The sequence below is a fragment of the Hornefia butyriciproducens genome, assembly GCF_009695915.1.
GTDB lineage: Bacteria > Bacillota > Clostridia > Peptostreptococcales > Anaerovoracaceae > Aminicella > Aminicella butyriciproducens.
The window spans coordinates 25,119-48,601 of sequence record NZ_VUMZ01000007.1; the positions used below are offsets into that span (position 1 = coordinate 25,119).

Annotated in this window: 39 protein-coding genes and 1 riboswitch; of the genes, 1 reads left to right on the top strand and 38 read right to left on the bottom strand. The window is 51.4% G+C overall.

Features of this window, described 5'->3' with window-relative positions:
- Positions 1-68: 68 nt before the first annotated feature.
- The 5 genes from FYJ64_RS07915 to FYJ64_RS07935 all read right to left on the bottom strand — a co-directional run bounded on the left by FYJ64_RS07915 (position 69) and on the right by FYJ64_RS07935 (position 5,642).
- On the bottom strand, positions 69-938 hold the full coding sequence (locus FYJ64_RS07915; RefSeq protein WP_206045596.1) for a DUF4430 domain-containing protein: 870 nt from the start codon (positions 936-938) through the stop codon (positions 69-71).
- A 214-nt stretch (positions 939-1,152) separates the two neighbouring features.
- Positions 1,153-1,331, bottom strand: a riboswitch (cobalamin riboswitch).
- A gap of 49 nt (positions 1,332-1,380) precedes the next feature.
- The gene (locus tag FYJ64_RS07920) at positions 1,381-2,148 is read right to left on the bottom strand and encodes a sugar phosphate isomerase/epimerase family protein (RefSeq protein WP_206045597.1); all 768 of its coding nucleotides are present in this window, start codon (positions 2,146-2,148) and stop codon (positions 1,381-1,383) included.
- Positions 2,149-2,152: 4 nt separating this feature from the next.
- Positions 2,153-3,118: an ECF transporter S component gene (locus FYJ64_RS07925; protein WP_154574639.1), complete on the bottom strand. Its 966-nt coding sequence runs from the start codon at positions 3,116-3,118 to the stop codon at positions 2,153-2,155.
- Positions 3,097-4,764 (bottom strand): ATP-binding cassette domain-containing protein, encoded by a 1,668-nt coding sequence (locus FYJ64_RS07930; RefSeq protein WP_154574640.1) that lies wholly within the window; start codon positions 4,762-4,764, stop codon positions 3,097-3,099. Before FYJ64_RS07930 ends, FYJ64_RS07925 begins: the two co-directional genes overlap by 22 nt.
- The gene (locus FYJ64_RS07935) at positions 4,737-5,642 is read right to left on the bottom strand and encodes an energy-coupling factor transporter transmembrane component T (RefSeq protein ID WP_154574641.1); all 906 of its coding nucleotides are present in this window, start codon (positions 5,640-5,642) and stop codon (positions 4,737-4,739) included. The genes FYJ64_RS07930 and FYJ64_RS07935 overlap by 28 nt, the downstream gene beginning before the upstream one ends.
- 218 nt (positions 5,643-5,860) lie before the next feature.
- Here FYJ64_RS07935 and FYJ64_RS07940 point away from each other — a divergent pair, with 218 nt between their 5' ends.
- Positions 5,861-6,190, top strand: a complete 330-nt coding sequence (locus FYJ64_RS07940) for a cysteine-rich small domain-containing protein (protein WP_154574642.1) — start codon at positions 5,861-5,863, stop codon at positions 6,188-6,190.
- Positions 6,191-6,329: 139 nt separating this feature from the next.
- On the opposite strand, the gene rplQ is transcribed toward FYJ64_RS07940, so the two are convergent.
- The 33 genes from rplQ to lepB form a co-directional block, all read right to left on the bottom strand.
- A complete protein-coding gene (rplQ, locus tag FYJ64_RS07945) occupies positions 6,330-6,671 on the bottom strand; it encodes a 50S ribosomal protein L17 (RefSeq protein ID WP_075712668.1) in 342 nt (113 codons plus the stop codon).
- A 21-nt stretch (positions 6,672-6,692) separates the two neighbouring features.
- A complete protein-coding gene (locus FYJ64_RS07950; protein ID WP_154574643.1) occupies positions 6,693-7,637 on the bottom strand; it encodes a DNA-directed RNA polymerase subunit alpha in 945 nt (314 codons plus the stop codon).
- Between the two features lie 49 nt (positions 7,638-7,686).
- The gene (gene rpsD / locus FYJ64_RS07955) at positions 7,687-8,307 is read right to left on the bottom strand and encodes a 30S ribosomal protein S4 (protein ID WP_075712670.1); all 621 of its coding nucleotides are present in this window, start codon (positions 8,305-8,307) and stop codon (positions 7,687-7,689) included.
- A 23-nt stretch (positions 8,308-8,330) separates the two neighbouring features.
- Positions 8,331-8,729: a 30S ribosomal protein S11 gene (gene rpsK / locus FYJ64_RS07960; RefSeq protein WP_075712671.1), complete on the bottom strand. Its 399-nt coding sequence runs from the start codon at positions 8,727-8,729 to the stop codon at positions 8,331-8,333.
- A gap of 1 nt (position 8,730) precedes the next feature.
- On the bottom strand, positions 8,731-9,111 hold the full coding sequence (gene rpsM, locus FYJ64_RS07965; RefSeq protein WP_075712672.1) for a 30S ribosomal protein S13: 381 nt from the start codon (positions 9,109-9,111) through the stop codon (positions 8,731-8,733).
- Positions 9,112-9,268: 157 nt separating this feature from the next.
- Positions 9,269-9,382, bottom strand: a complete 114-nt coding sequence (gene rpmJ / locus FYJ64_RS07970) for a 50S ribosomal protein L36 (RefSeq protein WP_075712673.1) — start codon at positions 9,380-9,382, stop codon at positions 9,269-9,271.
- Positions 9,383-9,439: 57 nt separating this feature from the next.
- The gene (gene infA / locus FYJ64_RS07975) at positions 9,440-9,664 is read right to left on the bottom strand and encodes a translation initiation factor IF-1 (RefSeq protein WP_075712674.1); all 225 of its coding nucleotides are present in this window, start codon (positions 9,662-9,664) and stop codon (positions 9,440-9,442) included.
- 15 nt (positions 9,665-9,679) lie between these two features.
- Complete coding sequence (gene map, locus FYJ64_RS07980) at positions 9,680-10,426, bottom strand: type I methionyl aminopeptidase (protein WP_154574644.1); 747 nt, start codon at positions 10,424-10,426, stop codon at positions 9,680-9,682.
- A gap of 7 nt (positions 10,427-10,433) precedes the next feature.
- Complete coding sequence (locus tag FYJ64_RS07985) at positions 10,434-11,081, bottom strand: adenylate kinase (RefSeq protein ID WP_206045607.1); 648 nt, start codon at positions 11,079-11,081, stop codon at positions 10,434-10,436.
- 81 nt (positions 11,082-11,162) lie between these two features.
- Entirely contained in the window at positions 11,163-12,440 is a 1,278-nt protein-coding gene (secY, locus tag FYJ64_RS07990) for a preprotein translocase subunit SecY (RefSeq protein ID WP_154574742.1), read from the bottom strand.
- Positions 12,441-12,447: 7 nt separating this feature from the next.
- Positions 12,448-12,888, bottom strand: a complete 441-nt coding sequence (rplO, locus tag FYJ64_RS07995; RefSeq protein ID WP_154574646.1) for a 50S ribosomal protein L15 — start codon at positions 12,886-12,888, stop codon at positions 12,448-12,450.
- 17 nt (positions 12,889-12,905) lie between these two features.
- Positions 12,906-13,088, bottom strand: a complete 183-nt coding sequence (rpmD, locus tag FYJ64_RS08000; RefSeq protein ID WP_154574647.1) for a 50S ribosomal protein L30 — start codon at positions 13,086-13,088, stop codon at positions 12,906-12,908.
- A 13-nt stretch (positions 13,089-13,101) separates the two neighbouring features.
- A complete protein-coding gene (rpsE, locus tag FYJ64_RS08005) occupies positions 13,102-13,605 on the bottom strand; it encodes a 30S ribosomal protein S5 (RefSeq protein ID WP_154574648.1) in 504 nt (167 codons plus the stop codon).
- Between the two features lie 13 nt (positions 13,606-13,618).
- A complete protein-coding gene (gene rplR, locus FYJ64_RS08010) occupies positions 13,619-13,984 on the bottom strand; it encodes a 50S ribosomal protein L18 (protein ID WP_154574649.1) in 366 nt (121 codons plus the stop codon).
- A gap of 16 nt (positions 13,985-14,000) precedes the next feature.
- The gene (rplF, locus tag FYJ64_RS08015; RefSeq protein ID WP_154574650.1) at positions 14,001-14,546 is read right to left on the bottom strand and encodes a 50S ribosomal protein L6; all 546 of its coding nucleotides are present in this window, start codon (positions 14,544-14,546) and stop codon (positions 14,001-14,003) included.
- A 12-nt stretch (positions 14,547-14,558) separates the two neighbouring features.
- Positions 14,559-14,957, bottom strand: a complete 399-nt coding sequence (gene rpsH, locus FYJ64_RS08020) for a 30S ribosomal protein S8 (protein WP_154574651.1) — start codon at positions 14,955-14,957, stop codon at positions 14,559-14,561.
- 70 nt (positions 14,958-15,027) lie between these two features.
- A complete protein-coding gene (locus FYJ64_RS08025; protein ID WP_075712682.1) occupies positions 15,028-15,213 on the bottom strand; it encodes a type Z 30S ribosomal protein S14 in 186 nt (61 codons plus the stop codon).
- Positions 15,214-15,222: 9 nt separating this feature from the next.
- A complete protein-coding gene (gene rplE, locus FYJ64_RS08030) occupies positions 15,223-15,771 on the bottom strand; it encodes a 50S ribosomal protein L5 (RefSeq protein WP_154574652.1) in 549 nt (182 codons plus the stop codon).
- Positions 15,772-15,788: 17 nt separating this feature from the next.
- Positions 15,789-16,094: a 50S ribosomal protein L24 gene (gene rplX, locus FYJ64_RS08035; RefSeq protein ID WP_075712684.1), complete on the bottom strand. Its 306-nt coding sequence runs from the start codon at positions 16,092-16,094 to the stop codon at positions 15,789-15,791.
- Between the two features lie 12 nt (positions 16,095-16,106).
- Positions 16,107-16,481, bottom strand: a complete 375-nt coding sequence (gene rplN / locus FYJ64_RS08040) for a 50S ribosomal protein L14 (RefSeq protein ID WP_075712685.1) — start codon at positions 16,479-16,481, stop codon at positions 16,107-16,109.
- 14 nt (positions 16,482-16,495) lie between these two features.
- Positions 16,496-16,756, bottom strand: coding sequence for a 30S ribosomal protein S17 (rpsQ, locus tag FYJ64_RS08045; RefSeq protein ID WP_075712686.1), 261 nt, complete (start codon positions 16,754-16,756; stop codon positions 16,496-16,498).
- 18 nt (positions 16,757-16,774) lie between these two features.
- Positions 16,775-16,978, bottom strand: a complete 204-nt coding sequence (rpmC, locus tag FYJ64_RS08050) for a 50S ribosomal protein L29 (RefSeq protein ID WP_154574653.1) — start codon at positions 16,976-16,978, stop codon at positions 16,775-16,777.
- Complete coding sequence (gene rplP, locus FYJ64_RS08055; protein WP_075712688.1) at positions 16,978-17,406, bottom strand: 50S ribosomal protein L16; 429 nt, start codon at positions 17,404-17,406, stop codon at positions 16,978-16,980. The genes rpmC and rplP overlap by 1 nt, the downstream gene beginning before the upstream one ends.
- 26 nt (positions 17,407-17,432) lie before the next feature.
- Positions 17,433-18,296 (bottom strand): 30S ribosomal protein S3, encoded by an 864-nt coding sequence (gene rpsC / locus FYJ64_RS08060; RefSeq protein WP_154574654.1) that lies wholly within the window; start codon positions 18,294-18,296, stop codon positions 17,433-17,435.
- A gap of 13 nt (positions 18,297-18,309) precedes the next feature.
- Entirely contained in the window at positions 18,310-18,648 is a 339-nt protein-coding gene (rplV, locus tag FYJ64_RS08065; protein WP_154574655.1) for a 50S ribosomal protein L22, read from the bottom strand.
- A 16-nt stretch (positions 18,649-18,664) separates the two neighbouring features.
- Entirely contained in the window at positions 18,665-18,940 is a 276-nt protein-coding gene (rpsS, locus tag FYJ64_RS08070) for a 30S ribosomal protein S19 (protein ID WP_154574656.1), read from the bottom strand.
- A gap of 15 nt (positions 18,941-18,955) precedes the next feature.
- Positions 18,956-19,789, bottom strand: a complete 834-nt coding sequence (gene rplB, locus FYJ64_RS08075; RefSeq protein ID WP_154574657.1) for a 50S ribosomal protein L2 — start codon at positions 19,787-19,789, stop codon at positions 18,956-18,958.
- Positions 19,790-19,807: 18 nt separating this feature from the next.
- Positions 19,808-20,098: a 50S ribosomal protein L23 gene (gene rplW, locus FYJ64_RS08080; protein ID WP_154574658.1), complete on the bottom strand. Its 291-nt coding sequence runs from the start codon at positions 20,096-20,098 to the stop codon at positions 19,808-19,810.
- Positions 20,098-20,721, bottom strand: coding sequence for a 50S ribosomal protein L4 (rplD, locus tag FYJ64_RS08085; protein ID WP_154574659.1), 624 nt, complete (start codon positions 20,719-20,721; stop codon positions 20,098-20,100). The genes rplW and rplD overlap by 1 nt, the downstream gene beginning before the upstream one ends.
- 29 nt (positions 20,722-20,750) lie before the next feature.
- Positions 20,751-21,386, bottom strand: a complete 636-nt coding sequence (rplC, locus tag FYJ64_RS08090; RefSeq protein WP_154574660.1) for a 50S ribosomal protein L3 — start codon at positions 21,384-21,386, stop codon at positions 20,751-20,753.
- A 60-nt stretch (positions 21,387-21,446) separates the two neighbouring features.
- Positions 21,447-21,758 carry a 30S ribosomal protein S10 gene (rpsJ, locus tag FYJ64_RS08095; RefSeq protein ID WP_067532850.1) on the bottom strand — a complete coding sequence of 104 codons (312 nt, stop codon included), beginning with the start codon at positions 21,756-21,758 and terminating at the stop codon, positions 21,447-21,449.
- Positions 21,759-22,359: 601 nt separating this feature from the next.
- On the bottom strand, positions 22,360-22,821 hold the full coding sequence (smpB, locus tag FYJ64_RS08100; protein WP_154574661.1) for an SsrA-binding protein SmpB: 462 nt from the start codon (positions 22,819-22,821) through the stop codon (positions 22,360-22,362).
- 67 nt (positions 22,822-22,888) lie between these two features.
- Entirely contained in the window at positions 22,889-23,449 is a 561-nt protein-coding gene (gene lepB, locus FYJ64_RS08105; RefSeq protein WP_328596999.1) for a signal peptidase I, read from the bottom strand.
- Positions 23,450-23,483 lie beyond the last annotated feature (34 nt).

The following is a 23,483-nucleotide window of genomic DNA, read 5'->3' on the forward strand; positions in this document are numbered from 1 at the left end:
GCGGCGCTCCTCGCCTCTCTCTTGTTCTGTCGTTAGATTCTGCCGCACTGCACCTGCAGCGCACTTGTCTACTCCTTTGTGTAATTGACGGTATAGTGCCACTTGATCACATCGCCATTCTTCAGCTTGTATTTGGAGCAGGTGTAATTCGGCGTGACTCCGTTCACGTAGTACAGCCAGCCGCTGTTTTTGCCTCCGTCAAATTCCGCGAGATGCCCGATGGAGCTGATATACACGCCGTCATAAGCGCCCGCGTCCTTCTTGATGTATGCGATGCCGTGGGATCTACAAACGGATTTCAGCGCGTCGTAAACGGTTTCACCGCTCTTGAACTGATACTTTGTAACCGGCAGAATGATGCCGTTTGACGGAATATACTTTTTCTTGGCGGGCTCCTTCAGCCTTGACATGTCATTCGCAAGATCCTTGCATTCGATGCTGATGGTCACGGATTTCGCAGCCGCCGTACTTGCCGACGAGGAGCTGCTGTTTTTCTCTGCCGCTTCAGCCTTCTTTTCCTTGACCAGTTTCCGATAGTTCTCCAGAGCCGCAGTCAGAACCTCTTTGTTCTCCACGATCTCCTTCTGGTCTTTGCTGAGCTTGTCATACGCTTTTTTCGCCTTCTGAATGGCGTCCTTGCTGTCCAGTGTCACCTTGTCAGGATCGCCGATCGCAGCGATCAACTTGTCCACCTTTTTCACAGCGGCCTTGTCCTTCTTTTCCTTCGAAGATGTTGATTTTTTCTCCGCCGCACCGGAATCAGCCGCGGCCTGAGTCTCAGTGGATTCCTGTGCCGCTGCAGCCTTCGCCTTTTCCGCCCGTGCGCTTTTAATACTCAGACCGAAAACCGCCGAAGTTGCCGCAAGAGCGACAATCACGAGAACAGCGATCGTCCTTATTTTCCTTCTCTTTGCCTTCTTCAACAATTCATCTTCCATAACTCTTCCCCTTTCTGACATTCCTGCGCTCTCCGCTTCTTCCCTGCTACAGCAAACGAGGCAGGGTGACGGGGCCTGCCTCAAAATGAAAAAAGAATGAAAAGCAATTGGGGCTCCCCGTAATCCGTACTATCCTCAGATAGTATAAAGGACTGTGGGTCTGCCCACAGCCCGTATTCGCTGATGCATATGTTTCTGCCATCGGTTCACCGCCGACCAGAAACGCTTTCGCGCAGGTCTCCTGGCTTATGGATCATCGCCGGCCGCGCCTTCCCGGTTTCCCAGTGGCATCCTGCGACCTGGCTCTCCAACTACAGTGGCGGGACCGCTCAGGCGTTCAACCTGATTCCCTCTTAGCTTCCGTGTGGAAGAACGCGAAACGCATTTTCAATTGCACTTTAATTGTATCGGATATCTCCCCTTTCGTCAAGAGGAAATTCCCTCACTGCTTCAGCAACCAGACAACGCTCTCGTCGCACTCCCTGCTCTCTATGGTCAGAGTTGCTGAGGGATCACAGTAATCGTCGATTGCCGCCAGAATTTCCTTCATGTTCAGGCTTCCCGAGGTAAGCGGTCCGTGCTGGTCGCTGCTTCCGTCGTTGTTATGAAGATGAAAGTGTCCCAGCCGGGGTCCCATTATCCGTATCCAGTCCGTGACACTGTACTCAGGCTCCGTCACAACGTTGGCATGACCCACATCAAGGCAGAGCTTCACACGCGGATCGTCTATCTGCGATACAATTTCCGTCAGTGACTCCGGCTCCGAATCCAGCACATTTTCAATGTAGATTGTGAAATCCTCCGGCTTGTCCTCCATAAATCTGCTCCAGAATTTCACCGACTGCTTCACATGCCAGACCGGAAAATAAATCAGCGGAATGAATCCGGAATGTACTACCAGACGTTTCAGTCCCAGCCGCCGGCAGCCTTCGTAGGCCTGCTCGAAGCGTTTCATGGCGAGATCCACAAAGAGCGGGTCGATGGACTGCGGACAGAGTTCGGTGAAGGGTCCGTGAACAATCGCGCCGCGCTCGTCCGAAATCCCGCATTCCTTCATTTCCTTCTGCATCGCGCCTATCGTCCGGTCGATCTTGTCCTCATCCAGAGTCTGAGAAATGCAGAACTGGTTGAATTCAATGCCGATACCGTATTTTTTTATCACCTTCAGCGCGTCGTCTGAAAACGTCGCAAGAAAAATTTTCCTCTCCATGTCGTCACCTGTAAATCCCGTATTTGATCTTGATTCTTTCCAGTTTTTTGATAAACATATCCCCGAAAAAGAAGATGAACACCGCGGCACCGCCGGCGTGAACCGCATCGTAGGGTGCTCCGGAGATATAGAGAATCCGCAGCGTGTTCAGGCTCACCGGCCGTCCGCCCGGCATGGCGGCTGAGGTCACCATCGCGCAGATATTCATGATCCCGCCGTACACGATGAAGGTCACAAAGAATGTGAACAGAGCCATGGTCAGTCCGTCCACGGAGAGCCGTTTTCTCTGCACCAGCAGACCGCCCAGAAGGCCGGCCACCCCGAACACATAAAGCCGCCAGCCAAAAAAGGTCTGGTCTTTTCCCGGCCAGATCAGATAACAGATGTACGCTGCCGCCAGCGCAAAGGCGATGCAGAGCACCGGCCCCATCACCATCCGCAGGCTCCGCGAGGCAAGCTCGTCACGGAACCCCCGATCCCGGATCTCCTCGTAGTTTACTTTGTTGAAGGCAAGCCCCGCCAGAAATCCCAGCAGACCCCAGCAGAACATCTGCCACGGCGTCCACGGACCCTGTCCCATGTAGAAGTTGCAGACGAACCGCGCCAGTGCACCGATCATGAAGCCCGCCTCCGGGCCCAGCGAAATTCCGGAAATGATGATCATGGCTGTCCCCGCCTGAATCGGAACGGTCAGATGAAAGAAGAGATGGATCACCACCGTCAGGGCAGCCATCATCGCAATCAGGACGATCTCCCGGGCCTTGGGCTTTCTCCGTTCGAACACCATGAAAAAAGGAATCATCGTATAGATCACAATCAGGATGCTGCCAATCATATACAGGTCCGAGCCCAGCAGGAAACTTCCTCCCAGCACGGTAACAGGAATTACGCCGAGAATCAGAAATGCGGAAACGGCGGTACGTTTTCTGGCCGCGGCCTCATACTGAGTCAGATCGAATCCCCGACGCATTTCGCCACCTCCTCCCATGTGACAGCTTCAGGGAAGTAATCCCGCGCCATACGGTTTGCCGTCGTTGTATAGAAATTGTTTCCCGGGAAGAACTCCTTCGGCGGGCCGGCAGACACGATTCCTCCGTCGAAAAACATGGCGCAGCAGTCGCCGTACTCCGCGCAGAACTCGATATCATGGGACACCATGAACAAAGTCCTGCCCGCATCGGTCAGTTTCTTCAGAACCTTCGCAAGGGTGATTTTAAAGAAGGGATCCAGACCCTTGGTGGCCTCGTCCAGAAGAATCACCTCCGGATCCGCCAGCAGAACCTTCCCGAGCGCCAGTCGCTGCTGCTCCCCTCCTGACAGGTCGTAGGGATGTGCCTTCCGGAGATGTTCGATCTCCATGAGACGAAGCATATCCACAACCTTTTCCACTTTTTCTCTGTCTGTACCTTTTTCGCCATGCAGGACCTCCAGCAGCTCGTCCTCCACACAGACCTCTGTGAACAGCGCCTGCGGATTCTGAGGCAGCATGGCCAGACGTCCGTTCACCTCAATTTTTCCTCGCTGGGGCTTCACGATCCCGGCGATCGCCTTCAGCGTCGTGCTCTTTCCTACGCCGTTTCCGCCGAGGATACAAAAGAGCTGTCCCTTCTCCACATCCATCGTCAGTCCCCGAAGGACATCCTGGGAGTTCCGGTCGTAACGATACCAGATATTTTCCATATGGATTGCCGGATCCTTGATTTTCCTCGGTTTCTCTTCTTTTCCGGTTCCCTTCTGCCACAGAGGGATTCCCTTTCCCGGTTCCTTCCCAGTCCGGCGCATCTCCTCGTCGATCCAGAGTCTTCCTTCACGGATGGTCAGCGGACTCTCGCCCTCTCCTCCCGCGGAATAGAAGATCCGGGTCACTGAAGGAAGCCCGTAGAACATGGGATGGCGGCTGTTGTCTCCGTTACCGGACATCAGCCGGCCGATGCGCCGGGGATCGTCATAAGCGATGATTCTTCCCCGATCCATGACCAGGACTTTGTCAGCCATGGTAAACGCCTCCTCCAGACGATGCTCCGAAAGGATAACGGTAGTTCCGAGATCCCGGTTGATTTTGTAAATCGTCTGCAGAAATTCTGACGCAGCGATGGGATCCAGCTGCGAGGTCGGCTCGTCCAGGACCAGAAGCTTTGGCTGCATGGCCATGATCGACGCGAGGTTCAGCAGCTGTTTCTGCCCGCCGGACAGCTGGCTCACGTCTCTGCGGAACCAGGCCTGAATCCCGAAATAGCTGGCCATCTCAGCCACGCGTCGTTTGATGGTCCGATTGTCCAGCCCCAGACTTTCCAGTCCGAACGCCAGTTCATGCCAGACTTTATCTGTGACGATCTGATTGTCCGGGTTCTGCTGTACAAAGCCGATTTCGGATGCGTTTCTGCGATCGTCCAGTGCGGAAACCTCAGTACTCCCGTAGGTGACAGACCCCTCCATTCTCCCATAGGGAATAAGATTTTTCTTCATGTGCCGCAGCAGCGTCGTCTTGCCGCAGCCTGATTTTCCGCATACTACAATAAACTCCGACGGATGCACCTCAAAGGTCACGCGATCCAGCGCAGGACTGTCAGAGAGCGGATATGAAAATGTTACATTGCCAAACCGGATCGTTTCCATCGGACCTCCCCACTGATATCAATAAGAATCGGCAGCGCCAGAAGCAGCACATAGGCGCCCAGCGTCAGCCCCGTCATCAGGTCGAATCGGCGAAGCACGTACTCCGGATAGAACCAGACGGTCGTTTTTCCCATCACTGCGCCCGTAATGACGACCGCGCCGAGACCGCACATCACAAGCAGAAGCAGCAGATCTCTCTTTGTGAACCGATAAAGATGAAAGCTGGTGCGCCCCCGCAGGCCGTAGCCTCTGGCCTCCATAGAATCCGCACTCTCAATGGAGGACTCCAGCGACCATGAGACGAGAATGGAAAGTTCCTTCCCGAACTGCCGGATCCGCGCGATCCTGCTCTTCTTCTGATTTCCGGTCAGACAGGCCTGTCCCATGCGGATCTCCGCAAAACGCTCCTTCAGGAGCGGCACATAGCGGAATATCATGGACAAAGTCAGACCCAGCACGGGCGCGGCCCGCCCGAAGATGAAAATGAGTTTATCCGCGCTCATGACCACATTGAAGCTGACGAACCAGATGATCACTGACACCAGCATTACCGCAGCACTGAGGCCGAAGATGAACGCCTCCATCGTGATCGCGTTGTCGTTGAGATAAAAAAGTACGGTGACGCCCTCATGAGTAAAAAACACATTGATCACCGCCATCAGCACCAGCGTCCAGAAACTGAAAATCAGGTTCAGTTTCACGGTTCCGCGCCCCTTCAGCAGGACAGAGTACGTCCATGACAGCACAAAGGTCGCCGCCAGAAACCACGGCGACAGCGAAAACATTGTTATTCCAATGGCCAATATGTAATAGATAAGATTAACCCAGGGATGAAACCCTGAAAACTCGGAACTTTCACCGATTCCGTCTTTAAACATGGATTTCCTTTCTTCCGTCACCCGCCGGCGCCGCTGAATATCTGTAATATTCGGCGCTCATTAAGTCCGATGGAGCTCAATGAACCGGCACTGTTTATCTTACTACATATCTCCGTGTTCTGTCAATTTTCTCACGCAGACTATGTACCCTTCCGTTTTTCCTCCGCTTGACGATTCCAGCCGGAATTGATATAGTAGAAATCACATGGAGGTTTATTATGACAGACAAAGAAATCAAAGAACTACTGGAGAAAAAGTTTACCTTTTTCCAGCACAAAGAATGTGAATTTTTCCCCTGCCACAATACCAGCAAACCGGAGAAGTTCAACTGCCTCTTCTGCTACTGTCCGCTTTACGCCCTGGGCTCGGAATGCGGAGGAAATTTCAAGTACACGGAAAACGGGTTCAAGGACTGCAGCGGATGCATGTTCCCCCACGTTCATGAGAACTATCCGAAGATCCTGGACAAATATGATCAGATCGTCCGGATTGCATCCGAACACCGGGAACCGCAGGCTGAACCGAAAGAAACCGAATCGCAGGAATGATGCCGGCGTAAATAGGTCCGGTGCACCTGTCAATCCTGAAAAAAGGGAGACGCTCAAAAAAGGACCGCCGCAACCGCAGCAGTCCTTTTCTTCGTCTTCTTATTCAGCTCTCTCCGCCGCCATAGCGTGTTATAACGCGCTATACCAGCTCGAGGAATACCATCTCGGCCGCATCGCCTCTGCGGGGACCCAGCTTCAGGATTCTGGTATATCCGCCGTTTCTGTCTGCATACCTGGGTCCGATTTCCTCGAACAGCTTGGTCACAACAGACTCATCGTAAATGTAGCTCAGCACCTGTCTCCTTGCGTGGAGATCGCCGCGCTTCGCCAGAGTGATGAGTTTTTCGGCTTCTCTTCTGGCTTCCTTGGCTCTGGTGTCAGTCGTGGAGATCCTCTCTTCTCTGAACAGGTCAGTCACGAGATTTCTCAGCATCGCCTTCCTATGAGCCGAATTTCTGCCCAGTTTTCTATATCCCGGCATCTCTATGCTCCTTTCTTCTAACTACTCGTCGCTGGGTTTCAGGCTGAGACCCAGTTCTTCCAGCTTATTCTTAACCTCATCCAGAGATTTCTTGCCGAGGTTTCTGACCTTCATCATATCTTCCTCGGTACGCTCCGTCAATTCCTCCACGGTATTGATGGAAGCTCTCTTCAGACAGTTGAAGGAACGAACGGAAAGTTCCAGTTCCTCGATTGTCATCTCCAGAGCCTTCTCCTTCTGATCCTCCTCCTTCTCGATCATGATCTCCAGGCTGTCTGCCGTATCATCCAGCTGGATGAAGAGATTCAGATGCTCCTGCATGATCTTGGCGCCGATGGACACGCCTTCCTCCGGCGTGATGGAACCGTCCGTCCAGATTTCCAGAACCAGCCGGTCATAGTCTGTAACCTGTCCGACTCTGGTGTTCTCCACGGTGTAGTTCACCCTGCGCACCGGAGTGTAAATGGAGTCTACCGGAATGACTGAAATCGGAGTGTTCTCCGTTTTGTTCATCTCCGCCGGAACATATCCGCGTCCTCGGGCCAGGTTGATCTCCATGACCAGTGCCGCGTCCTCCTCCAGTGTCGCGATATGAAGATCGGGATTGAAGATCTCCATCTCGGTGTCGCCGATGATATCGGCCGCCGTCACTTCCTTCGGACCCACCGCATTGATGATCACTCTCTTTGTCTCATCACCGGTAAGCTTGACCGCCAGTTTCTTCAGATTCAGAATAATCTCCGTAACGTCTTCCTTGACGCCGGGAATCGTTGAGAATTCATGAAGGATACCGTCAATCTTCACGGAAGTGACCGCCGCGCCCGGCAGCGAGCTGAGAAGAATTCTTCTCATGCAGTTGCCCAGCGTCGTGCCGTAGCCTCTTTCCAGCGGCTCAACCACAAATTTGCCGTAGGTGCCGTCTTCGCTGATTTCCTTTGATATCGTTGGTTTTTCGATTTCTATCATGAATCAAAACCTCCTATTAATTCCAGTTGCAGTAACATCAGGTTATGCTTTATTTGGAATACAACTCGACGATCAGATGTTCAGCGATCGGCGTATCAATGTCGGCTCTCGTCGGCAGTGCAACCACCTTTCCCTCCAGCTTTTCGGTATCGACCGTCAGCCAGGAAGGTACAGTAATCTGCATGTCCTTGATTTCCTTGAATTTCGGTGAGCTCTGGCTCTTTTCCTTCACCTTGATCACGTCTCCGGCCTTGACTTCCAGACCCGGCGAATTGACCTTCTTGCCATTCAGTGTGAAGTGGCTGTGTACGATCAGCTGTCTCGCTTCCTTTCTGGAGGAAGCCAGTCCCAGTCTGTAAACCACATTATCAAGTCTGCTCTCCAGCAGGATCAGCAGGTTGTCACCGGTAACTCCCTTTCTGGAGGCAGCTTTCTCAAACAGGTTTCTGAACTGCGTCTCCTGCAGTCCGTAAAATCTCTTGGCCTTCTGCTTTTCTCTCAGCTGCAGTCCGTATTCTGACGTTTTCTTTCTGCCCTGACCGTGCTGTCCGGGAGCGTAATTCTTTCTCTCAAGTGCGCACTTTGCTCCGTAGCATCTGTCGCCCTTCAGGAAAAGCTTCTGACCTTCTCTTCTGCAAAGCCTGCAGTTAGCGGCTGTATATCTTGCCATATGTTCTTACTCCTCCCTTCTAATCAGACTCTTCTTCTCTTCGGCGGACGGCATCCGTTATGCGGAATCGGCGTGATGTCCTTGATCATCGTGATCTGAAGACCTGCCGCCTGCAGCGCACGAATCGCCGCTTCTCTTCCGGATCCCGGTCCCTTTACGTAAACTTCAACGGTTTTGAGACCGTGCTCCATCGCGGCTTTCGTCGCTTCCTCCGCAGCCATCTGCGCTGCAAACGGAGTGGATTTCTTGGAACCTTTGAAGCCCAGTGAGCCCGCGCTGGACCAGGACAGTGCGTTTCCGTCCATATCGGTCAGCGTAACCAGTGTATTGTTAAAGGTGGACTGGATATGAGCCTGGCCTTTTTCTACATTCTTACGCTGGATTTTCTTTCTTCTGACGTTTTTCTTTCCTGCCTTAGCCATATTAGCGTCCTCCTTCCTTCTTCTTTCTTCCTACTGTTTTCTTCGGACCCTTGCGGGTTCTCGCATTGGTCTTGGTCTTCTGTCCTCTGACAGGCAGACCTCTTCTATGTCTGATACCTCTGTAACTTCCGATCTCCATCAGACGCTTGATGTTCATGGAAGTCTCTCTTCTGAGATCACCCTCGACCATGTAATCGTTATCGATGATCCTTCTGATCTTTCCTGCTTCCTCCTCGGTCAGATCCTTCACTCTCGTGTCAGGATTCACTCCCGCCTTCTCAAGGATGTTCTTCGCTGATGTTCTGCCAATTCCGTAGATGTAGGTCAATCCGATCTCTACTCTTTTGTCTCTTGGTAAATCGACACCGGCTATACGTGCCATACGTTTCCTCCTTCTCCTATCTTCCGTCACAAATCCAGGGTGATATAGACAGGCATTCTGAAAAAAATTTATATATTCCCGCGATCCTGGCACCGCGGGCTTTTGTACAAAACCCGGTTTTCAGGGGTTCGATCCGGCCTGAACGGCCGTGACAATCCTAACCCTGTCTCTGCTTGTGCTTCGGATTCTCACAGATTACCATGAGTTTGCCGTGTCTTTTAATGACCTTGCACTTTTCACAGATCGGTTTTACTGAAGCTCTTACTTTCATTTTAAAACCTCCGTTCGCTTATGTTCCTCGGTATTTCCGGTATGAAACATATCAGAATTAATTTCCTTTATCTCTCCAGATGATTCTTCCACGAGTCAGATCATACGGTGAAAGCTCCACCTTTACTTTGTCACCCGGCAGAATTCGGATATAGTTCATCCGGATTTTTCCGGAGATATGCGCGAGTACCTCGAAACCGTTTTCCAGCTTAACGCGGAACATTGCGTTTGGCTGGGCTTCCACAACGGTTCCGATCGCTTCTATGACGTCCTTTTTCGCCATGATTTACACCTCTCTTTAAATCGTGAGTATATCCGGTTCACCATCGGTGATTGCCACGGTATTCTCATAGTGTGCGGCCCATCCGCCGTCTTCTGTAACGACAGTCCAGTTGTTCAGCAGCGTCTCCGTTTCATAGGAGCCCTGCACGATCATCGGCTCGATGGCCAGCGTCATGCCCTTCTGCAGTCGGGGGCCCTTTCCGTCTTTCCCGTAATTGGGAATCGGCGGATCCTCGTGCATTTCGCTTCCGATACCGTGTCCGGTGTAGTCACGAATCACGCCGAACCCTTCGCCTTCAACGATTTCCTGAATTCTGTGAGAGATATCATGGAGCCGGCAGCCTTCCTTCGCAAACCGGATTCCTTCAAAGAAGGATCGTTCTGCGGTATCGATCAGGTGCTGCGCCTCGTCGCTGATTTTCCCGACGCCGAAGGTTCTGCAGGAATCTGCCATATAATGCTCGTATTCCACGACCAGATCCACGCTGACGATGTCGCCCTCGTTCAGCACTCTGTCCTTGCTGGGGATTCCGTGAACGACCTCCTCGTTCACCGAGGTGCATACATTGGCGGGAAATCCGCAGTATCCTTTTTCTGATGCGATCATGCCGTGACTCTTCACAGCCTCTTCCACATAACGGTCGATGTCCATCGTTGTGGTTCCCGGCCGGATGAACTGTTTCAGACCTTCAAAGATCTCCAGATTCACTTTTCCGGCCGTCCGCATCAGTTCGATTTCTTCTGGTGATTTCAAGACGATCATGCTATTACTACTCCTCCAGAGCAGCTGTAATGCTCCCGAATGTCTCTTCCAGCGGTGCGGCGCCGTCGATTCTTGCCAGAACCCCGGCCTTTTCATAATAATCCACCAGCGGAGCCGTCTCTCTGTTGTATACATCGATACGGTTCTTCGCGGTTTCTTCATTATCATCCGCTCTCTGGATCAGCTCGCCTCCGCATTTGTCGCAAACTCCCTCCTTAGCAGGAGGAATGTTAACAATGTGGTAGCTTGCTCCGCAGACTTTACAGACTCTGCGGCCAGTCAGTCTCTTCATCAGTTCAGCTTCACCGACCTCGAGATCGATGACCTTGTCCAGCCTGTGTCCATGGGCAGCGAGGAATTCATCCAGCTTCTCTGCCTGATAAACGGTTCTCGGAAATCCGTCCAGCAGGAATCCCTTTTCACGGCAATCGTCCTTCAGAAGGCGATCCGTGGCGATTTCCACCACCAGATCATCCGGCACGAGTTCGCCCCTGTTCATGTATTCCTGTGCTTTTTTTCCAAGCTCCGTTCCATTCTTGATATTTTCTCTAAAAATGTCTCCGGTGGAAATATGCGGAACGTCATATTTCTCGACGATTCTGTCCGCCTGCGTTCCCTTTCCGGCTCCCGGAGGACCTAACAAAATAGTTCTCAGCATTTTCTCTGTATCTCCCTGCCGGAGTTTCGGGAGCAGCCGCTCCGCGAAACCCCACGTTCTATTTCATCATTTTCCATTTTATTTCAAAAATCCCTGGTAATTCCGCATTACCATCTGATTCTCGAGCTGCCTCATCGTATCCAACGCAACGCCGACCGCAATCAGCAGCGACGTACCGCCGAAGCGGATATCCAGTCCGGTGTACTCCGACAGCACTGTCGGCATCGTCGCAATGACTGCCAGGAACAGTGCGCCGACGATGGAAATTCTCGACATCACCCGATTCAGATATTCCACGGTGGCCTTTCCCGGACGGATGCCCGGAATAAATCCGCCGTTCGCCTTCATATTCTGCGCCACTTCCACCGGATTAAAGGTAACCGCGGTATAGAAGTAGTTGAAGAAGATGATCAGCAGCACGTTCAGTACGGCATACACCCAGACGCCCGGATTGCCTCCCGGCGACAGGTACTTCTCGCAGAAACTGTAAAATGCAGTATTCGGGAAGAAGTACATAATCGTCAGCGGGAACTGAAGGATGGACAGGGCGAAGATAATCGGAATTACTCCGGCCTGATTGACCTTCAGAGGAATGTGTGTGGACTGTCCGCCATACATCTTCCGTCCCACGACTCTCTTGGCGTACTGCACCGGAATTCTTCTGGTGCCCTGCTGAATCTCAATGACGCCCATGATGACCAGCAGTCCAAACACGATGAACAGAATAACCGTGATGATGGACATGGATCCATCGGAGTATTTATTCCATATGCTCGCGACACCGCTGGGAATTCTGGCTACGATTCCGCCGAAGATCAGCAGCGAAATACCGTTTCCTATGCCGTATTCATTGATCTGTTCACCGAGCCACATCAGGAATGTGGTTCCGGCGGTCAGGATCAGGGTAATCACCACGAACGTGAACCAGTTCTGATCGATGATGGTCTTCCGGAAAAGACCGACTGTCAGACCCAGGCCCTGAACCAGTGCCAGCGCCACCGTCAGATAGCGGGTGATCTGCGCCATCTTTTTCCGGCCTTCCATTCCCTCTTTCGCGAGACGCTCAAAGTATGGAAAAGCGATCGTCAACAGCTGTATAATGATCGATGCGGTAATGTATGGCGTGATGCTCAGCGCGAAGATGGTGAAGTTATTGAACGATCCGCCTGAAAACAGGTTGAACAGTTCAAACAGACCCATGTTATCTCCGCTGAACATCTGCGCAAGGTATGTTCTGTTGATTCCCGGCACCGGGATATTGGACCCGATCCGGAAAACAACCAGCATCAGTAATGTGAAGATCAGCTTGCCACGAATTTCCTTGACTTTAAGGGCCTGGGAAATCGTTTTGAACATCTCCATATCAGATCACCTCTGCCTTTCCTCCCGCAGCTTCGATTTTTTCAACAGCGCCCTTGCTGAATTTATGCGCCTTGACTGTAAGGCTGTTCTTCAGTTCGCCGTCACCAAGAATTTTGATTCCGTCCTTTACCTGCTTCACCATTCCCAATTCCGCAAGCAGTTCCGGCGTTACTTCTGTGCCGGCCTCAAACCGCGCGAGGTCACTGACGTTCAGTACGGTATATTCCGTTCCGAAAATATTCGTGAAGCCTCTCTTCGGCAGACGTCTGTAAAGAGGCATCTGTCCGCCTTCAAATCCGAGTCTGACTCCGCCGCCGCTTCTGGATTTCTGGCCGTTCATTCCTCTGCCGCCGGTTTTTCCCTGTCCGGTAGCTGTTCCGCGGCCTCTTCTCTTACGGTTTTTCCCTGATCCGGCAGGCGCATTCAGTTCATGAAGTTTCATATTCTCGCACCTCCAATCTATACTTCTTCTACAGTTACAAGATGCGAAACTTTCCTGACCGCACCGCGCGTCGCCGGTGTATCCTCAAGCTCAACGGAATGATGCATCTTTCTGAGTCCTAACGCTTCGACTACTTTCTTCTGCTTGGGGGAAGCGCCAATTGTGCTCTTTGTTAAAGTGATTTTCAACTTACCAGCCATTCTGCGTCTCCTCCTATCTCAAAATTTCCTCCGGCGACTTGCCTCTCAGCTTCGCCACCTTCTCGACTGTCATCATGTTCTTCAGACCCTCCAGGGTTGCATACGCGATATTCCCCGCATTGTCGGATCCGACGGATTTCGCTCTGACGTCCTTGATTCCGGCCGCTTCCAGAACTGTACGGGCAGACGATCCGGCAATTACTCCGGTACCCTGTGCAGCAGGCATCAGGATAACTCTTCCCGCACCGAAAACGCCTACGTTCCTGTGTGGAATTGTGGTTCCGACAGTCGGAACATAAATCAGATTTTTCTTTGCATCTTCCGTCGCTTTTCTGACTGCCTCAGGAATCTCCTGCGCCTTTCCGAGACCAACGCCGACATAGCCGTTTTTGTCGCCGACAACCACGGTAACGGAGAATCTCATGTTCTTTCCACCCTTAACCGTCTTGGCAACGCGTCTGATGTTTACGATGGTTTCGTTCAGATCCAGCTTGGAAGCATCAATAATATTACGCATTATTTTCCTCCTGTTAGAATTTCAATCCGCCCTCGCGAGCGCCCTCAGCCAGTTCCTTCACTCTTCCGTGATACAGGAAACCGCCTCTGTCAAAGGCAACCTCTTCGATGCCTTTGGCAAGCGCCCTCTTTGCAATAGCTTCTCCAACTTTTCTGGCTGCTTCCCTGTTTCCGCCGCAGCCGATTTCGGCCTTCAGCTCCTTGTCCACAGTAGACGCCGCTGCCAGAGTCTTGTGGTTTTCATCATCGATGATCTGGCAGGAGATATTCTTGTTGGATCTGAATACACAAAGTCTTGGCTTTTCAGGAGTTCCGATTAAGTTTTTTCTGACTCTGGCATGTCTTTTCAGACGCCTGTCATTTCTGCTTTCTTTTGCCATCTTGCTTCACTCCTTTCTATGCCTTAGCTCCGGTCTTGCCTTCTTTTCTGCGTACACGCTCGCCCTCATAGCGAATGCCCTTGCCCTTATACGGCTCCGGCTTTCTCCAGGAGCGGATGTTCGCCGCGTAGTTTCCTACCAGAGCTTTGTCGATGCCCTTAACGACGACCGTGTTTGCATCCGGCGTTTCTGTTGTGATGCCCTCCGGATCCTCCATCTCTACCGGATGAGAAAATCCCAGATTCATGACAAGCTTATTTCCTTTTTTCTCTGCTCTGTATCCGACGCCGATGATCTGCAGCTTCTTCTCATAACCGCTTGTAACACCGGTGACCATATTCTGGATCAGAGCTCTGCTCAGGCCGTGCTGAGCCCTGTCGTTTCTGTTGTCCGTCGGTCTGGAAAGTCTGATTTCACCTTCACCGACCTCAACCTTGATTCTTTCGTTTACCTGCTGCTCCAGTTCTCCCTTGGGGCCTTTCACGGTAACGACATTTTTGTCATCTACCTTGACCTCTACTCCGGCAGGAAGCGTTACAGGTTTTCTGCCTATTCTTGACATATTCGCTACCTCCTACCAAACATAACAGATTACTTCGCCGCCGACACCCAGTTCTCTGGCCTTCTTGTCGCTGATGATTCCACTGGATGTGGAAATAACCGCGATACCGAGTCCGCCCAGAACTCTTGGAACGTCGCTTGCCTTCGCATAGACCTTGAGGCCCGGCTTGGAAATCTTCTTGATTCCGCTGATTACTCTTTCTTTGTTGGCGCCATACTTAAGTGTGACCTTGATGGTGCCCTGAACGCCGTCGTCGATCACCTCGAAGTTCTCGATGTAGCCCTCGTCCAGAAGAATCTGCGCGATTGCCTTCTTCATCTTGGACGCCGGGATTTCAACGGACTCATGACCAACGGAGTTTGCGTTTCTGATTCTTGTAAGCATATCCGCAATCGGATCTGTCATTGTCATTGTATTGTACTCCCTTCTTGTGTGGTTCGAGTTTCCCCGCCTTCACAAAAATCGTGATAACTGTTCCGGTTTACCAGGACGCTTTCTTGACGCCCGGGATCTCACCCTTATATGCCAGCTCTCTGAAGCAGATACGGCAGATTCCGTACTTCTTCAGAACGGAATGCGGTCTTCCGCAGATGCTGCATCTCGTATAGGCGCGAGTTGCATATTTGGGTTTTCTCTGCTGTTTAACTTTAAGAGATGTCTTCGCCATTTCTACCTCCTACTGCTGCTTCTCGAACGGCATTCCCAGAAGCTCAAGCAGAGCCTGCGCCTCTTCGTCGGTTTTCGCCGTTGTCGTGAATACGATATTCATTCCCTTGATCGTATCTACGTCGTCGTAGTTGATTTCCGGGAAGATCAGCTGTTCCTTCAGACCCATGGAATAGTTTCCTCTGCCGTCGAAGGAATTTCTGCTGACGCCCTTGAAGTCTCTTACACGAGGAAGAGAAATATTGAAGAGCTTGTCGACAAAGACATACATGTTGTCACCACGAAGCGTCACCTTGGCGCCTACCGGCATTCCCTGTCTCACCTTGAAGTTAGCGATTGATTTCTTGGCCTTGGTAACAACCGGTCTCTGTCCGGAGATCAGTCCGATTTCCTCTACCGCGGATTCCAGAACCTTGGCGTTTTCCTTCGCTTCGCCCAGTCCCATGTTGATGGTGACCTTGGTCAGTCTGGGAACTTCCATAACGTTCTTGTACTGGAATCTGTCCTTCAGTGCGTTGAACACTTCATTATCGTAGGTTTCTTTCAGTCTCGCTGCCAAAATATTCTCCTCCTTTCTCAGTCAATTACATTTCCGGTTTTTCTGTTGACTCTTACTTTTTTTCCATCCTTGAAGGAATAGCCAATCTTAACCGCTTCTTTGGATTTATCGTCATAGAACATCACGTTGGACACATCGATGGGACCTTCCACATGCTTGATCTCGGCCCTTTCCTTCTGCGTCTGTTTCTGATGCTTCGTCTGAATGTTGACGCCTTCCACAACGACTCTGTTCTCCTTCGGCATGGCCTTCAGGACCTTGCCGGTCTTTCCTTTGTCTTTTCCGGTAATAACGATTACCATATCATCTTTTTTAATACGCATTCGTTACACCTCCTACAGTACTTCCGGAGCCAGGGACACGATCTTCATGAATCCTCTGTCTCTGAGCTCTCTGGCCACAGGTCCGAAAATACGTGTTCCTACCGGAGTCTTATCTTCTTTGTCTTTAATGATTACCGCTGCATTCTGGTCGAACTTGACGTAGCTTCCATCTGCTCTTCTGGCGCCCTTCTTTGTTCTGACGACTACAGCTTTGACCACGTCGCCCTTCTTGACGACGCCGCCCGGGGTCGCATCCTTAACGGCGCAGACGATGACGTCTCCGATGTTCGCATACTGACGGCCTGTACCTCCCAGAATACGGATGCAGAGCAGCTCCTTCGCGCCTGAATTATCGGCAACCCTTAATCTTGTTTCTGTCTGAATCATGATTCGGCGCCTCCTTATTTCGCTTTCTCAACGATACCTACAAGTCTCCATCTCTTGTCCTTGGACAGAGGTCTTGTTTCCATTATTCTAACTTTATCGCCAATGTTGCATTCGTTGTTCTCATCGTGAGCCTTGACCTTCTTGGTCCTCTTTACAGCCTTTCCATAAAGAGAATGTCTTACGAAATCTTCAATAGCAACCGTAACGGTCTTGTCCATCTTGTCGCTGACAACGATGCCGACTTTGGTTTTTCTTCTGTTTCTTGCGTCTGCCATTTCACATCCTCCTTTCGATTAAGCCTGAACCTCTTCCAGCTCTTTTTCTCTGATGATCGTTTTCACTCTGGCGATGTTTCTCTTGACCTCCCGCATTTTCACGGGGTTCTCAAGCTGTCCGGTAACATGCTGGAACCTGAGATTGAACAGTTCCTTTTTCATCTTGTCCAGTTCAGCGTTGAGTTCAACATCTGTCATTTCTCTCATCTTATTCAAATCCATTACGCTTCACCTTCCTTTGCCTGTTCCCTGACGACAAACTCGGATTTGACAGGCAGCTTATGGCTGGCCAGTCTCATCGCTTCTCTTGCCGTTTCCTCCGAAACGCCGGCGATCTCGAACATGACTCTGCCCGGTTTCACGACTGCCACCCAGTATTCAGGAGCACCTTTTCCGGAACCCATACGTACTTCGGCAGGTTTTTTCGTGACCGACTTATGTGGGAAAATCTTAATGTATACCTTGCCGCCTCTCTTGGTATATCTGGTCATCGCGATTCTGGCCGCCTCGATCTGGTTCGAGGTGATCCAGCCGCACTCTGTGGCGGCAAGTCCGAAGTCACCGTAGGTCACTGTGTTTCCTTTGGTGGCAACGCCTTTCATTCTGCCTCTATGAACTCTTCTATGTTTCACGCGCTTTGGCATCAACATGGTTCAGTTCCTCCTTTCACTCATGCTTATTCCTGTGATTCTGCTGCAGGTGCCTGTGCTTCAGTAGCCTCAACCTGCGGTGCTGCCTTCGGCTCTTCCTTCGGTGCTTTTCTCACTCTCGGATTGACCGCCTTGGGCATGTCACGGCGACCGCCTCTGTCGTTTCTTCTGTCGTTCCGTCTTCTTCTGTCGCCGTCTCTTCTCGGTCTTCTGTCTCTCTTGTCGCGTTTTTCCTCGCGAACAGGGCTCTGCAGACCTTTGTCGAGGATCTCGCCGTGATTGATCCATACCTTGACGCCGATTTTGCCGTAGGTTGTGATCGCCTCAGCGAAACCATAATCGATATCCGCTCTCAGTGTGTGAAGGGGAACATTACCCTCGCTGTATTTTTCGCTCCTCGCGATTTCAGCACCGTTCAGTCTTCCGGAGCAGAGAACCTTGACTCCCTTCGCACCGGCCTTCATCGTTCTGCCGATCGCCTGCTTCATTGCTCTTCTGAAGGAGACTCTGTGCTCCAGCGCATCGGCGATGCTCTCTGCAGTAAGCTGAGCGTCCAGTTCGCTTCTTCTGACCTCTTCGATGGAGATCGTGATATTCTTGTCTGTCAGTTTCTCAAGATTTTTCTTCAGTTCATCGATTCCCGCGCCGGAACGTCCGATGACCATACCAGGTCTGGCTGTCAGAACAGTAATCTTCATTTTGTTCTCGGCAGCTCTCTCGATCAGGATTCTAGCGACTCCTGCTCCATACAGCGACTTCTTGATGAACTTTCTGATCTTATTATCTTCAGCGAGAAATTCCGCGAAGTTGTCCTTGCCGGCGTACCATTTAGAATCCCAGTCCTTGATTACGCCTACTCTTAACCCGTGCGGGCTTACCTTCTGACCCATTCAACGAACCTCCTTAGTCTTCTTTCTCTTTAAGAGTTACGCCAACATGGCTGGATCTCTTAAGAATCATCGATGCTCTACCCTGGGCTCCCGCTCTCCATCTCTTCATGGTCGGTCCCTGGTTCGCATATACCTCAGCAACGTATAAATCTTCCGGGTTCAGGTCAAAATTGTTTTCCGCATTCGCAGCGGCTGACATGACAACTTTTTCGACGATTTCCGAACCTTTTCCAGGTGTGAACTTCAAGATGTTCAGTGCCTCGTTCAAGTCCTTGCCTCTCACCAGGTCGGCAATTGGCTTCAGTTTGGAAGGAGACATTCTGACATATTTTGCAACTGCTTTTGCTTCCATTTCCTATCTCCCTTTCTTATCCTTTTACCTTCTTGTCAGCGGCATGTCCTCTGTACGTTCTCGTCGGAGCAAATTCTCCGAGCTTATGGCCTACCATGTCCTCCGTAATGTAGACAGGAACATGCTTTCTTCCATCGTGAACGGCGATCGTATGTCCCACAAACTGCGGGAAGATGGTGGACGATCTCGACCATGTCATAACGACCTTTTTCTCGTTCGCCGCGTTCATCTCTTCGATCTTTTTCAGCAGCTTAGCTTCTACGAAAGGGCCTTTTTTAACCGATCTACTCATTTATTTGCTCCTTCCTTACTTGTCATTTCTTCTCTTTACAATGTATTTATCCGAAGCCTTGTTCTTCTTCCTGGTCTTATAACCCAGAGCAGGCTTGCCCCACGGGGTAACCGGGCTCTTGCGTCCGACAGGCGCTCTGCCCTCGCCGCCTCCGTGCGGATGGTCGTTCGGGTTCATGACGGAACCTCTGACGGTCGGTCTCCATCCCATGTGACGTTTTCTTCCGGCTTTACCGATCTGGATGTTAGAATGCTCGGAATTGCCTACTTCGCCGATGGTCGCTCTGCAGACCATCAGGATCTTTCTGACCTCTCCGGAAGGAAGTCTGACCTGTGCGTATTTATCTTCTTTCGCCATCAGCTGTGCACCGTTTCCGGCGGACCGGACCAGCTGAGCGCCTTTTCCCGGCTTCATCTCGATGTTGTGAATGATTGTACCGACCGGAATGTTCGCGATAGGCAGGGCGTTTCCGACCTGGATATCCACATCCGGACCGGACTCGACGACCGCGCCGACCTGAAGGCCTTCCGGTGCGAGGATGTATCTCTTTTCGCCATCCTTATATACGATCAGTGCAATGTTTGCGCTTCTGTTCGGATCGTACTCAATGCTTCTGACAGTGCCCGGGATTCCATCTTTGTTTCTCTTGAAGTCGATGATTCTGTATTTTCTTCTGGCGCCGCCGCCTCTGTGTCTGACGGTGATCTTTCCTCTCGAATTTCTTCCCGCATTCTTTTTCAGAGCCGTCGTCAGCGACTTCTCCGGAGTACTGGTCGTGATCTCCTCGTAAGTCGAAACCGTCATGCCCCTCAGACCAGGAGAAGTCGGATTATATTTTCTGATTCCCATTTGTGACAACCTCCTATATTACAGACTCGAGAAGAACTCGATTTCCTTGCTGCCTTCAGTCAGCGTAACGATCGCCTTCTTATACGCAGAGGTGGTTCCGACGTTTCTTCCCATTCTCTTTTTCTTTCCATTGACGTTCATGATGTTGACTTTTGCTACTTCGACATCAAAGATTTCTTCGACCGCGTTTCTGATCTCTGTCTTGTTTGCATCGACCGCAACCTTGAACGTGTACTTTTTCTCAGCGGCCTGGTCCATACTTCTTTCACTGATGACCGGCTTGATGATTACGTCGTAAGCGGATCTCATTATAAGTACACCTCCTGGATCTTTTCTACGGCTTCCTTTGTTACGATGAAGCTCGTGTGATTGATGATATCATATACATTCATGGTGCTGACCAGAGCGGTTCTCACGCCCGGAATGTTCGCAGCGGATCTGACGACGTTGTCATCCTTCGCGGCGGTGACGATCAGCGCCTTTTTCTCCGCACCGATATTCGCCAGTGTCTTCACCATTTCCTTTGTCCTGGGAGCGTCCATCTTCAGTTCGTCGAGAACGATGATCTCTCCATCCTGCACCTTGGCGGACAGCACTGACTTCAGTGCCAGTCTCTTTACCTTCTTGGGAACTGCGTAGTTGTAGCTTCTCGGCTTAGGTGCAAATACGATGCCGCCTCCGATCTGTGAAGGATCGGTGCTGCTTCCCTGTCTGTGACGGCCGGTTCCCTTCTGTCTGAACGGTTTTCTGCCGCCTCCTCTGACTTCGCCTCTTGTTTTGGCTGACTGAGTACCCTGTCTCTGGTTCGCCAGATAGTTTTTCACCACAGCGTGAACCGCGTTTGCGTTGGGCTCAATTCCAAATATTTCATCCTTAAGCTCAATGGTTCCGGCTTCTTTGCCTTCCATGTTGAGCATTGTTACTTTAGCCATTATGCGCTTCCTCCTTTCCTCAGTCTGACTTATTTGCCCTGACCCTTGACAGCGTATCTGACCTTCACCAGGCTTCCTCTTCCGCCCGGAACCGCTCCTTTTACGAGCATCAGATTTCTGTCCGTGTCGATCTTTACCAGTTCTACGTTCTGCACGGTGACGGTGTCGCGTCCCATGCGTCCCGGACCCGCGTTACCCGGGAAGACTCTGGACGGATAGGTCGCACCTGCAAGCGCGCCGGCCAGTCTTTTGTGCTTGGAACCGTGAGTCATCGGTCCTCTGTGATGTCCGTGTCTCTTGATATTTCCCTGGGTTCCTTTTCCTTTGGAAACGCCGGTGATGTCAAGCTTCTTGCCTTCCTCGAAATCCGCAACAGTGATTTCCTGTCCCAGCTCATAAGTCTCGCCTTCATCGTTTCTGAACTCCGCCAGGTACTTCTTGGGAGCCACACCGCTCTTCTCAAAGTGTCCGGTCATCGGTCTGTTCACTCTCTGCGGTTTCTGATCCTCGAATCCGATCTGGACCGCGTCATATCCGTCGGTCTCCGCTGTTTTGATCTGTGTGACCACAGCCGGTCCGGCCTGGATCACAGTTACCGGAATAACCTCTCCTGATTCTGCGAAAATCTGCGTCATGCCGACTTTCTTACCTAAGATTGCTTTCATTATTGTTTTTCCTCCGTTCTTACATTGGTCCGCTTTCGCGTACATCTAAGGGAGAGTCCCTTACAGTTTAATCTCAATGTCAACGCCTGCCGGCAGATCCAACTTCGTGAGCGCGTCGGTTGTCTGCAGTGTCGCATTGGTGATATCGATAAGTCTCTTGTGGGTTCTCTGTTCGAACTGCTCTCTGCTGTCCTTGTACTTGTGAACCGCACGCAGGATCGTTACGACCTCCTTCTCGGTGGGAAGAGGAATCGGTCCGGAAACATCCGCGCCGGTCTTCTTCGCCGTCTCTACGATCTTCGCGGCAGACTGGTCCAGCAGCGCGTGATCATAAGCCTTGAGTTTGATTCTGATTTTCTGTAATTCACTCATCATTTGCCTCCTGTTACTGTTTTGTACTGTTTTCGCTATTCTCGTACAAGGAGCTCTTTCCCCTGATTTTCAACGTGTGCTTCGATTTCGCCTGCTTCGCACACGCGTCCGTGCGTTTCCTTTTTAAAACGCACAAAACAAAATCCGGCGAGTTCCTTCGCTCCCGTCCGGCGGGAACAATTCTCCACGGAAATTACCTGATAGCTCAGCAACTTCCCGCTTCATCGCCTAATGCAAGCCTTTTAAGTATAAATGAATTCAATTGGAAATGCAAGACTTTTTTAGAAAAAACAAAGACTTTTTCAAGCCCTTTTCAAAGTAGAAATCCAGTAATATCAATCGGTTTTCACCGTCAGTCTATAACACGCATCCGCGCGTACACATATGCGGCAGTTCACGGGTGCGGCAGTTCACGGGTGCGGCAGTTCACGGGTGCGGCAGTTCACGGGCGATTGACAGTTCGCAGACGTCCGGTGCATCCTAAGCCGCGGAGCCGTGATGCAGATCAGCGGTCCGACCCGTGCTTTGCGGTCATGTTTCGGGATGCGGCAGACGCAGGGCAAACCCGCCGTCTCCGGTTCCGCCTGAATGCTGAACCTGCTCAGCGCCGCTTCATCGCCTGCTCCATTTTCCGCTGAGCGTCCTTCTTCGCCAGCGTTTCCCGTTTATCATAGTTTTTCTTTCCCCGGGCCACCGCAAGCTCCATCTTGGCTCGTCCCTCTTCATTAATATACATCTGCAGCGGCACCAGAGTCAGTCCCTGCTGCGTGGTCAGCCCCAGCAGTTTTCCGATCTCTTTTTTGTGCAGGAGAAGTTTCCGCGGGCGGAGAGGATCCGCGTTAAAACGATTCCCCTGCTCGTAGGGGCTGATGTTCATCCCCAGGAGAATGACCTCGCCGTCCTGGATCTTCGCATAGCTTTCCTTGATACTGACCTTGCCGGCGCGTACCGATTTGATTTCCGTGCCCGTCAGTACAATCCCCGCTTCATATGTATCTTCAATAAAATAATCATGCCGGGCCTTTTTGTTGTTGGCCACGACCTTTCTCTGTCTTTTCCCCATTATTTCTTTCCTCTGATAGTTCTTCCCCGGCTGAGCGGAAAGAGCCGGAGCGCAGCAGCTGCTTACACTACTTATATGGATTCGTGATCCGCCCCATCCTGTCAAAAGGATATAATCGGAACACCACCTTGCCGAATACCCTTCCGGTGCTGACCATCCCGACCTGATCGGACCGGCTGTCGATGCTGACATCGCGGTTGTCTCCCATGCAGAACAGACTTCCATTCGGCACTGTCTCGTCCAGATCGCCGACCGTCTCTCCGCTCATCGTGTAACTCTGATCGTCCTTTTCCCCGTTGACATAAACCTCACCGTTGTGGATGGAAATTTCGTCGCCGGCTACGCCGATGACCCGCTTGATCAGAAGTTTTTTCTTGCCGGAATCCGTCTCGAGATCAGAGCGGAAGACGATGACGTCACCCCGCTGTATTTTGTGATCTCCCTTGTACGCCAGCCGATAGACGAACAGATAATCGTTCTGGTAGAAGTTCGGCTCCATGGATCTCTCCTTGACGATAGTCGGCTTCACAACCTGAACGATCACCGCCGCGATGATCACCGCGATTACGATATCCTTGATCCATTCCAGCGCAAGGGATTTTTCCCTGATTTCCTTTTTCTTTCCCACTTTCCGTATTTCCTCTCGTTTCTCTTTGTTTCCG

Coding starts and splice junctions, on each gene's coding strand:
- FYJ64_RS07915 (WP_206045596.1), bottom strand. CDS start 938: ATGGAAGATGAATTGTTGAAGAAGGCAAAGAGAAGGAAAATAAGGACG.
- FYJ64_RS07920 (WP_206045597.1), bottom strand. CDS start 2,148: ATGGAGAGGAAAATTTTTCTTGCGACGTTTTCAGACGACGCGCTGAAG.
- FYJ64_RS07925 (WP_154574639.1), bottom strand. CDS start 3,118: ATGCGTCGGGGATTCGATCTGACTCAGTATGAGGCCGCGGCCAGAAAA.
- FYJ64_RS07930 (WP_154574640.1), bottom strand. CDS start 4,764: ATGGAAACGATCCGGTTTGGCAATGTAACATTTTCATATCCGCTCTCT.
- FYJ64_RS07935 (WP_154574641.1), bottom strand. CDS start 5,642: ATGTTTAAAGACGGAATCGGTGAAAGTTCCGAGTTTTCAGGGTTTCAT.
- FYJ64_RS07940 (WP_154574642.1), top strand. CDS start 5,861: ATGACAGACAAAGAAATCAAAGAACTACTGGAGAAAAAGTTTACCTTT.
- rplQ (WP_075712668.1), bottom strand. CDS start 6,671: ATGCCGGGATATAGAAAACTGGGCAGAAATTCGGCTCATAGGAAGGCG.
- FYJ64_RS07950 (WP_154574643.1), bottom strand. CDS start 7,637: ATGATAGAAATCGAAAAACCAACGATATCAAAGGAAATCAGCGAAGAC.
- rpsD (WP_075712670.1), bottom strand. CDS start 8,307: ATGGCAAGATATACAGCCGCTAACTGCAGGCTTTGCAGAAGAGAAGGT.
- rpsK (WP_075712671.1), bottom strand. CDS start 8,729: ATGGCTAAGGCAGGAAAGAAAAACGTCAGAAGAAAGAAAATCCAGCGT.
- rpsM (WP_075712672.1), bottom strand. CDS start 9,111: ATGGCACGTATAGCCGGTGTCGATTTACCAAGAGACAAAAGAGTAGAG.
- rpmJ (WP_075712673.1), bottom strand. CDS start 9,382: ATGAAAGTAAGAGCTTCAGTAAAACCGATCTGTGAAAAGTGCAAGGTC.
- infA (WP_075712674.1), bottom strand. CDS start 9,664: ATGGCGAAAAAGGACGTCATAGAAGCGATCGGAACCGTTGTGGAAGCC.
- map (WP_154574644.1), bottom strand. CDS start 10,426: ATGATCGTCTTGAAATCACCAGAAGAAATCGAACTGATGCGGACGGCC.
- secY (WP_154574742.1), bottom strand. CDS start 12,440: ATGTTCAAAACGATTTCCCAGGCCCTTAAAGTCAAGGAAATTCGTGGC.
- rplO (WP_154574646.1), bottom strand. CDS start 12,888: ATGAAACTTCATGAACTGAATGCGCCTGCCGGATCAGGGAAAAACCGT.
- rpmD (WP_154574647.1), bottom strand. CDS start 13,088: ATGGCTGGTAAGTTGAAAATCACTTTAACAAAGAGCACAATTGGCGCT.
- rpsE (WP_154574648.1), bottom strand. CDS start 13,605: ATGCGTAATATTATTGATGCTTCCAAGCTGGATCTGAACGAAACCATC.
- rplR (WP_154574649.1), bottom strand. CDS start 13,984: ATGGCAAAAGAAAGCAGAAATGACAGGCGTCTGAAAAGACATGCCAGA.
- rplF (WP_154574650.1), bottom strand. CDS start 14,546: ATGTCAAGAATAGGCAGAAAACCTGTAACGCTTCCTGCCGGAGTAGAG.
- rpsH (WP_154574651.1), bottom strand. CDS start 14,957: ATGACAATGACAGATCCGATTGCGGATATGCTTACAAGAATCAGAAAC.
- FYJ64_RS08025 (WP_075712682.1), bottom strand. CDS start 15,213: ATGGCGAAGACATCTCTTAAAGTTAAACAGCAGAGAAAACCCAAATAT.
- rplX (WP_075712684.1), bottom strand. CDS start 16,094: ATGCGTATTAAAAAAGATGATATGGTAATCGTTATTACCGGAAAAGAC.
- rplN (WP_075712685.1), bottom strand. CDS start 16,481: ATGATTCAGACAGAAACAAGATTAAGGGTTGCCGATAATTCAGGCGCG.
- rpsQ (WP_075712686.1), bottom strand. CDS start 16,756: ATGGCAGACGCAAGAAACAGAAGAAAAACCAAAGTCGGCATCGTTGTC.
- rpmC (WP_154574653.1), bottom strand. CDS start 16,978: ATGGATTTGAATAAGATGAGAGAAATGACAGATGTTGAACTCAACGCT.
- rplP (WP_075712688.1), bottom strand. CDS start 17,406: ATGTTGATGCCAAAGCGCGTGAAACATAGAAGAGTTCATAGAGGCAGA.
- rpsC (WP_154574654.1), bottom strand. CDS start 18,296: ATGGGTCAGAAGGTAAGCCCGCACGGGTTAAGAGTAGGCGTAATCAAG.
- rplV (WP_154574655.1), bottom strand. CDS start 18,648: ATGGAAGCAAAAGCAGTTGCAAAATATGTCAGAATGTCTCCTTCCAAA.
- rpsS (WP_154574656.1), bottom strand. CDS start 18,940: ATGAGTAGATCGGTTAAAAAAGGCCCTTTCGTAGAAGCTAAGCTGCTG.
- rplB (WP_154574657.1), bottom strand. CDS start 19,789: ATGGGAATCAGAAAATATAATCCGACTTCTCCTGGTCTGAGGGGCATG.
- rplW (WP_154574658.1), bottom strand. CDS start 20,098: ATGAGATCCGCTTACGACGTAATCATCAAGCCGGTCATCAGTGAAAGA.
- rplD (WP_154574659.1), bottom strand. CDS start 20,721: ATGGCTAAAGTAACAATGCTCAACATGGAAGGCAAAGAAGCCGGAACC.
- rplC (WP_154574660.1), bottom strand. CDS start 21,386: ATGAAAGCAATCTTAGGTAAGAAAGTCGGCATGACGCAGATTTTCGCA.
- rpsJ (WP_067532850.1), bottom strand. CDS start 21,758: ATGAGTGAATTACAGAAAATCAGAATCAAACTCAAGGCTTATGATCAC.
- smpB (WP_154574661.1), bottom strand. CDS start 22,821: ATGGGGAAAAGACAGAGAAAGGTCGTGGCCAACAACAAAAAGGCCCGG.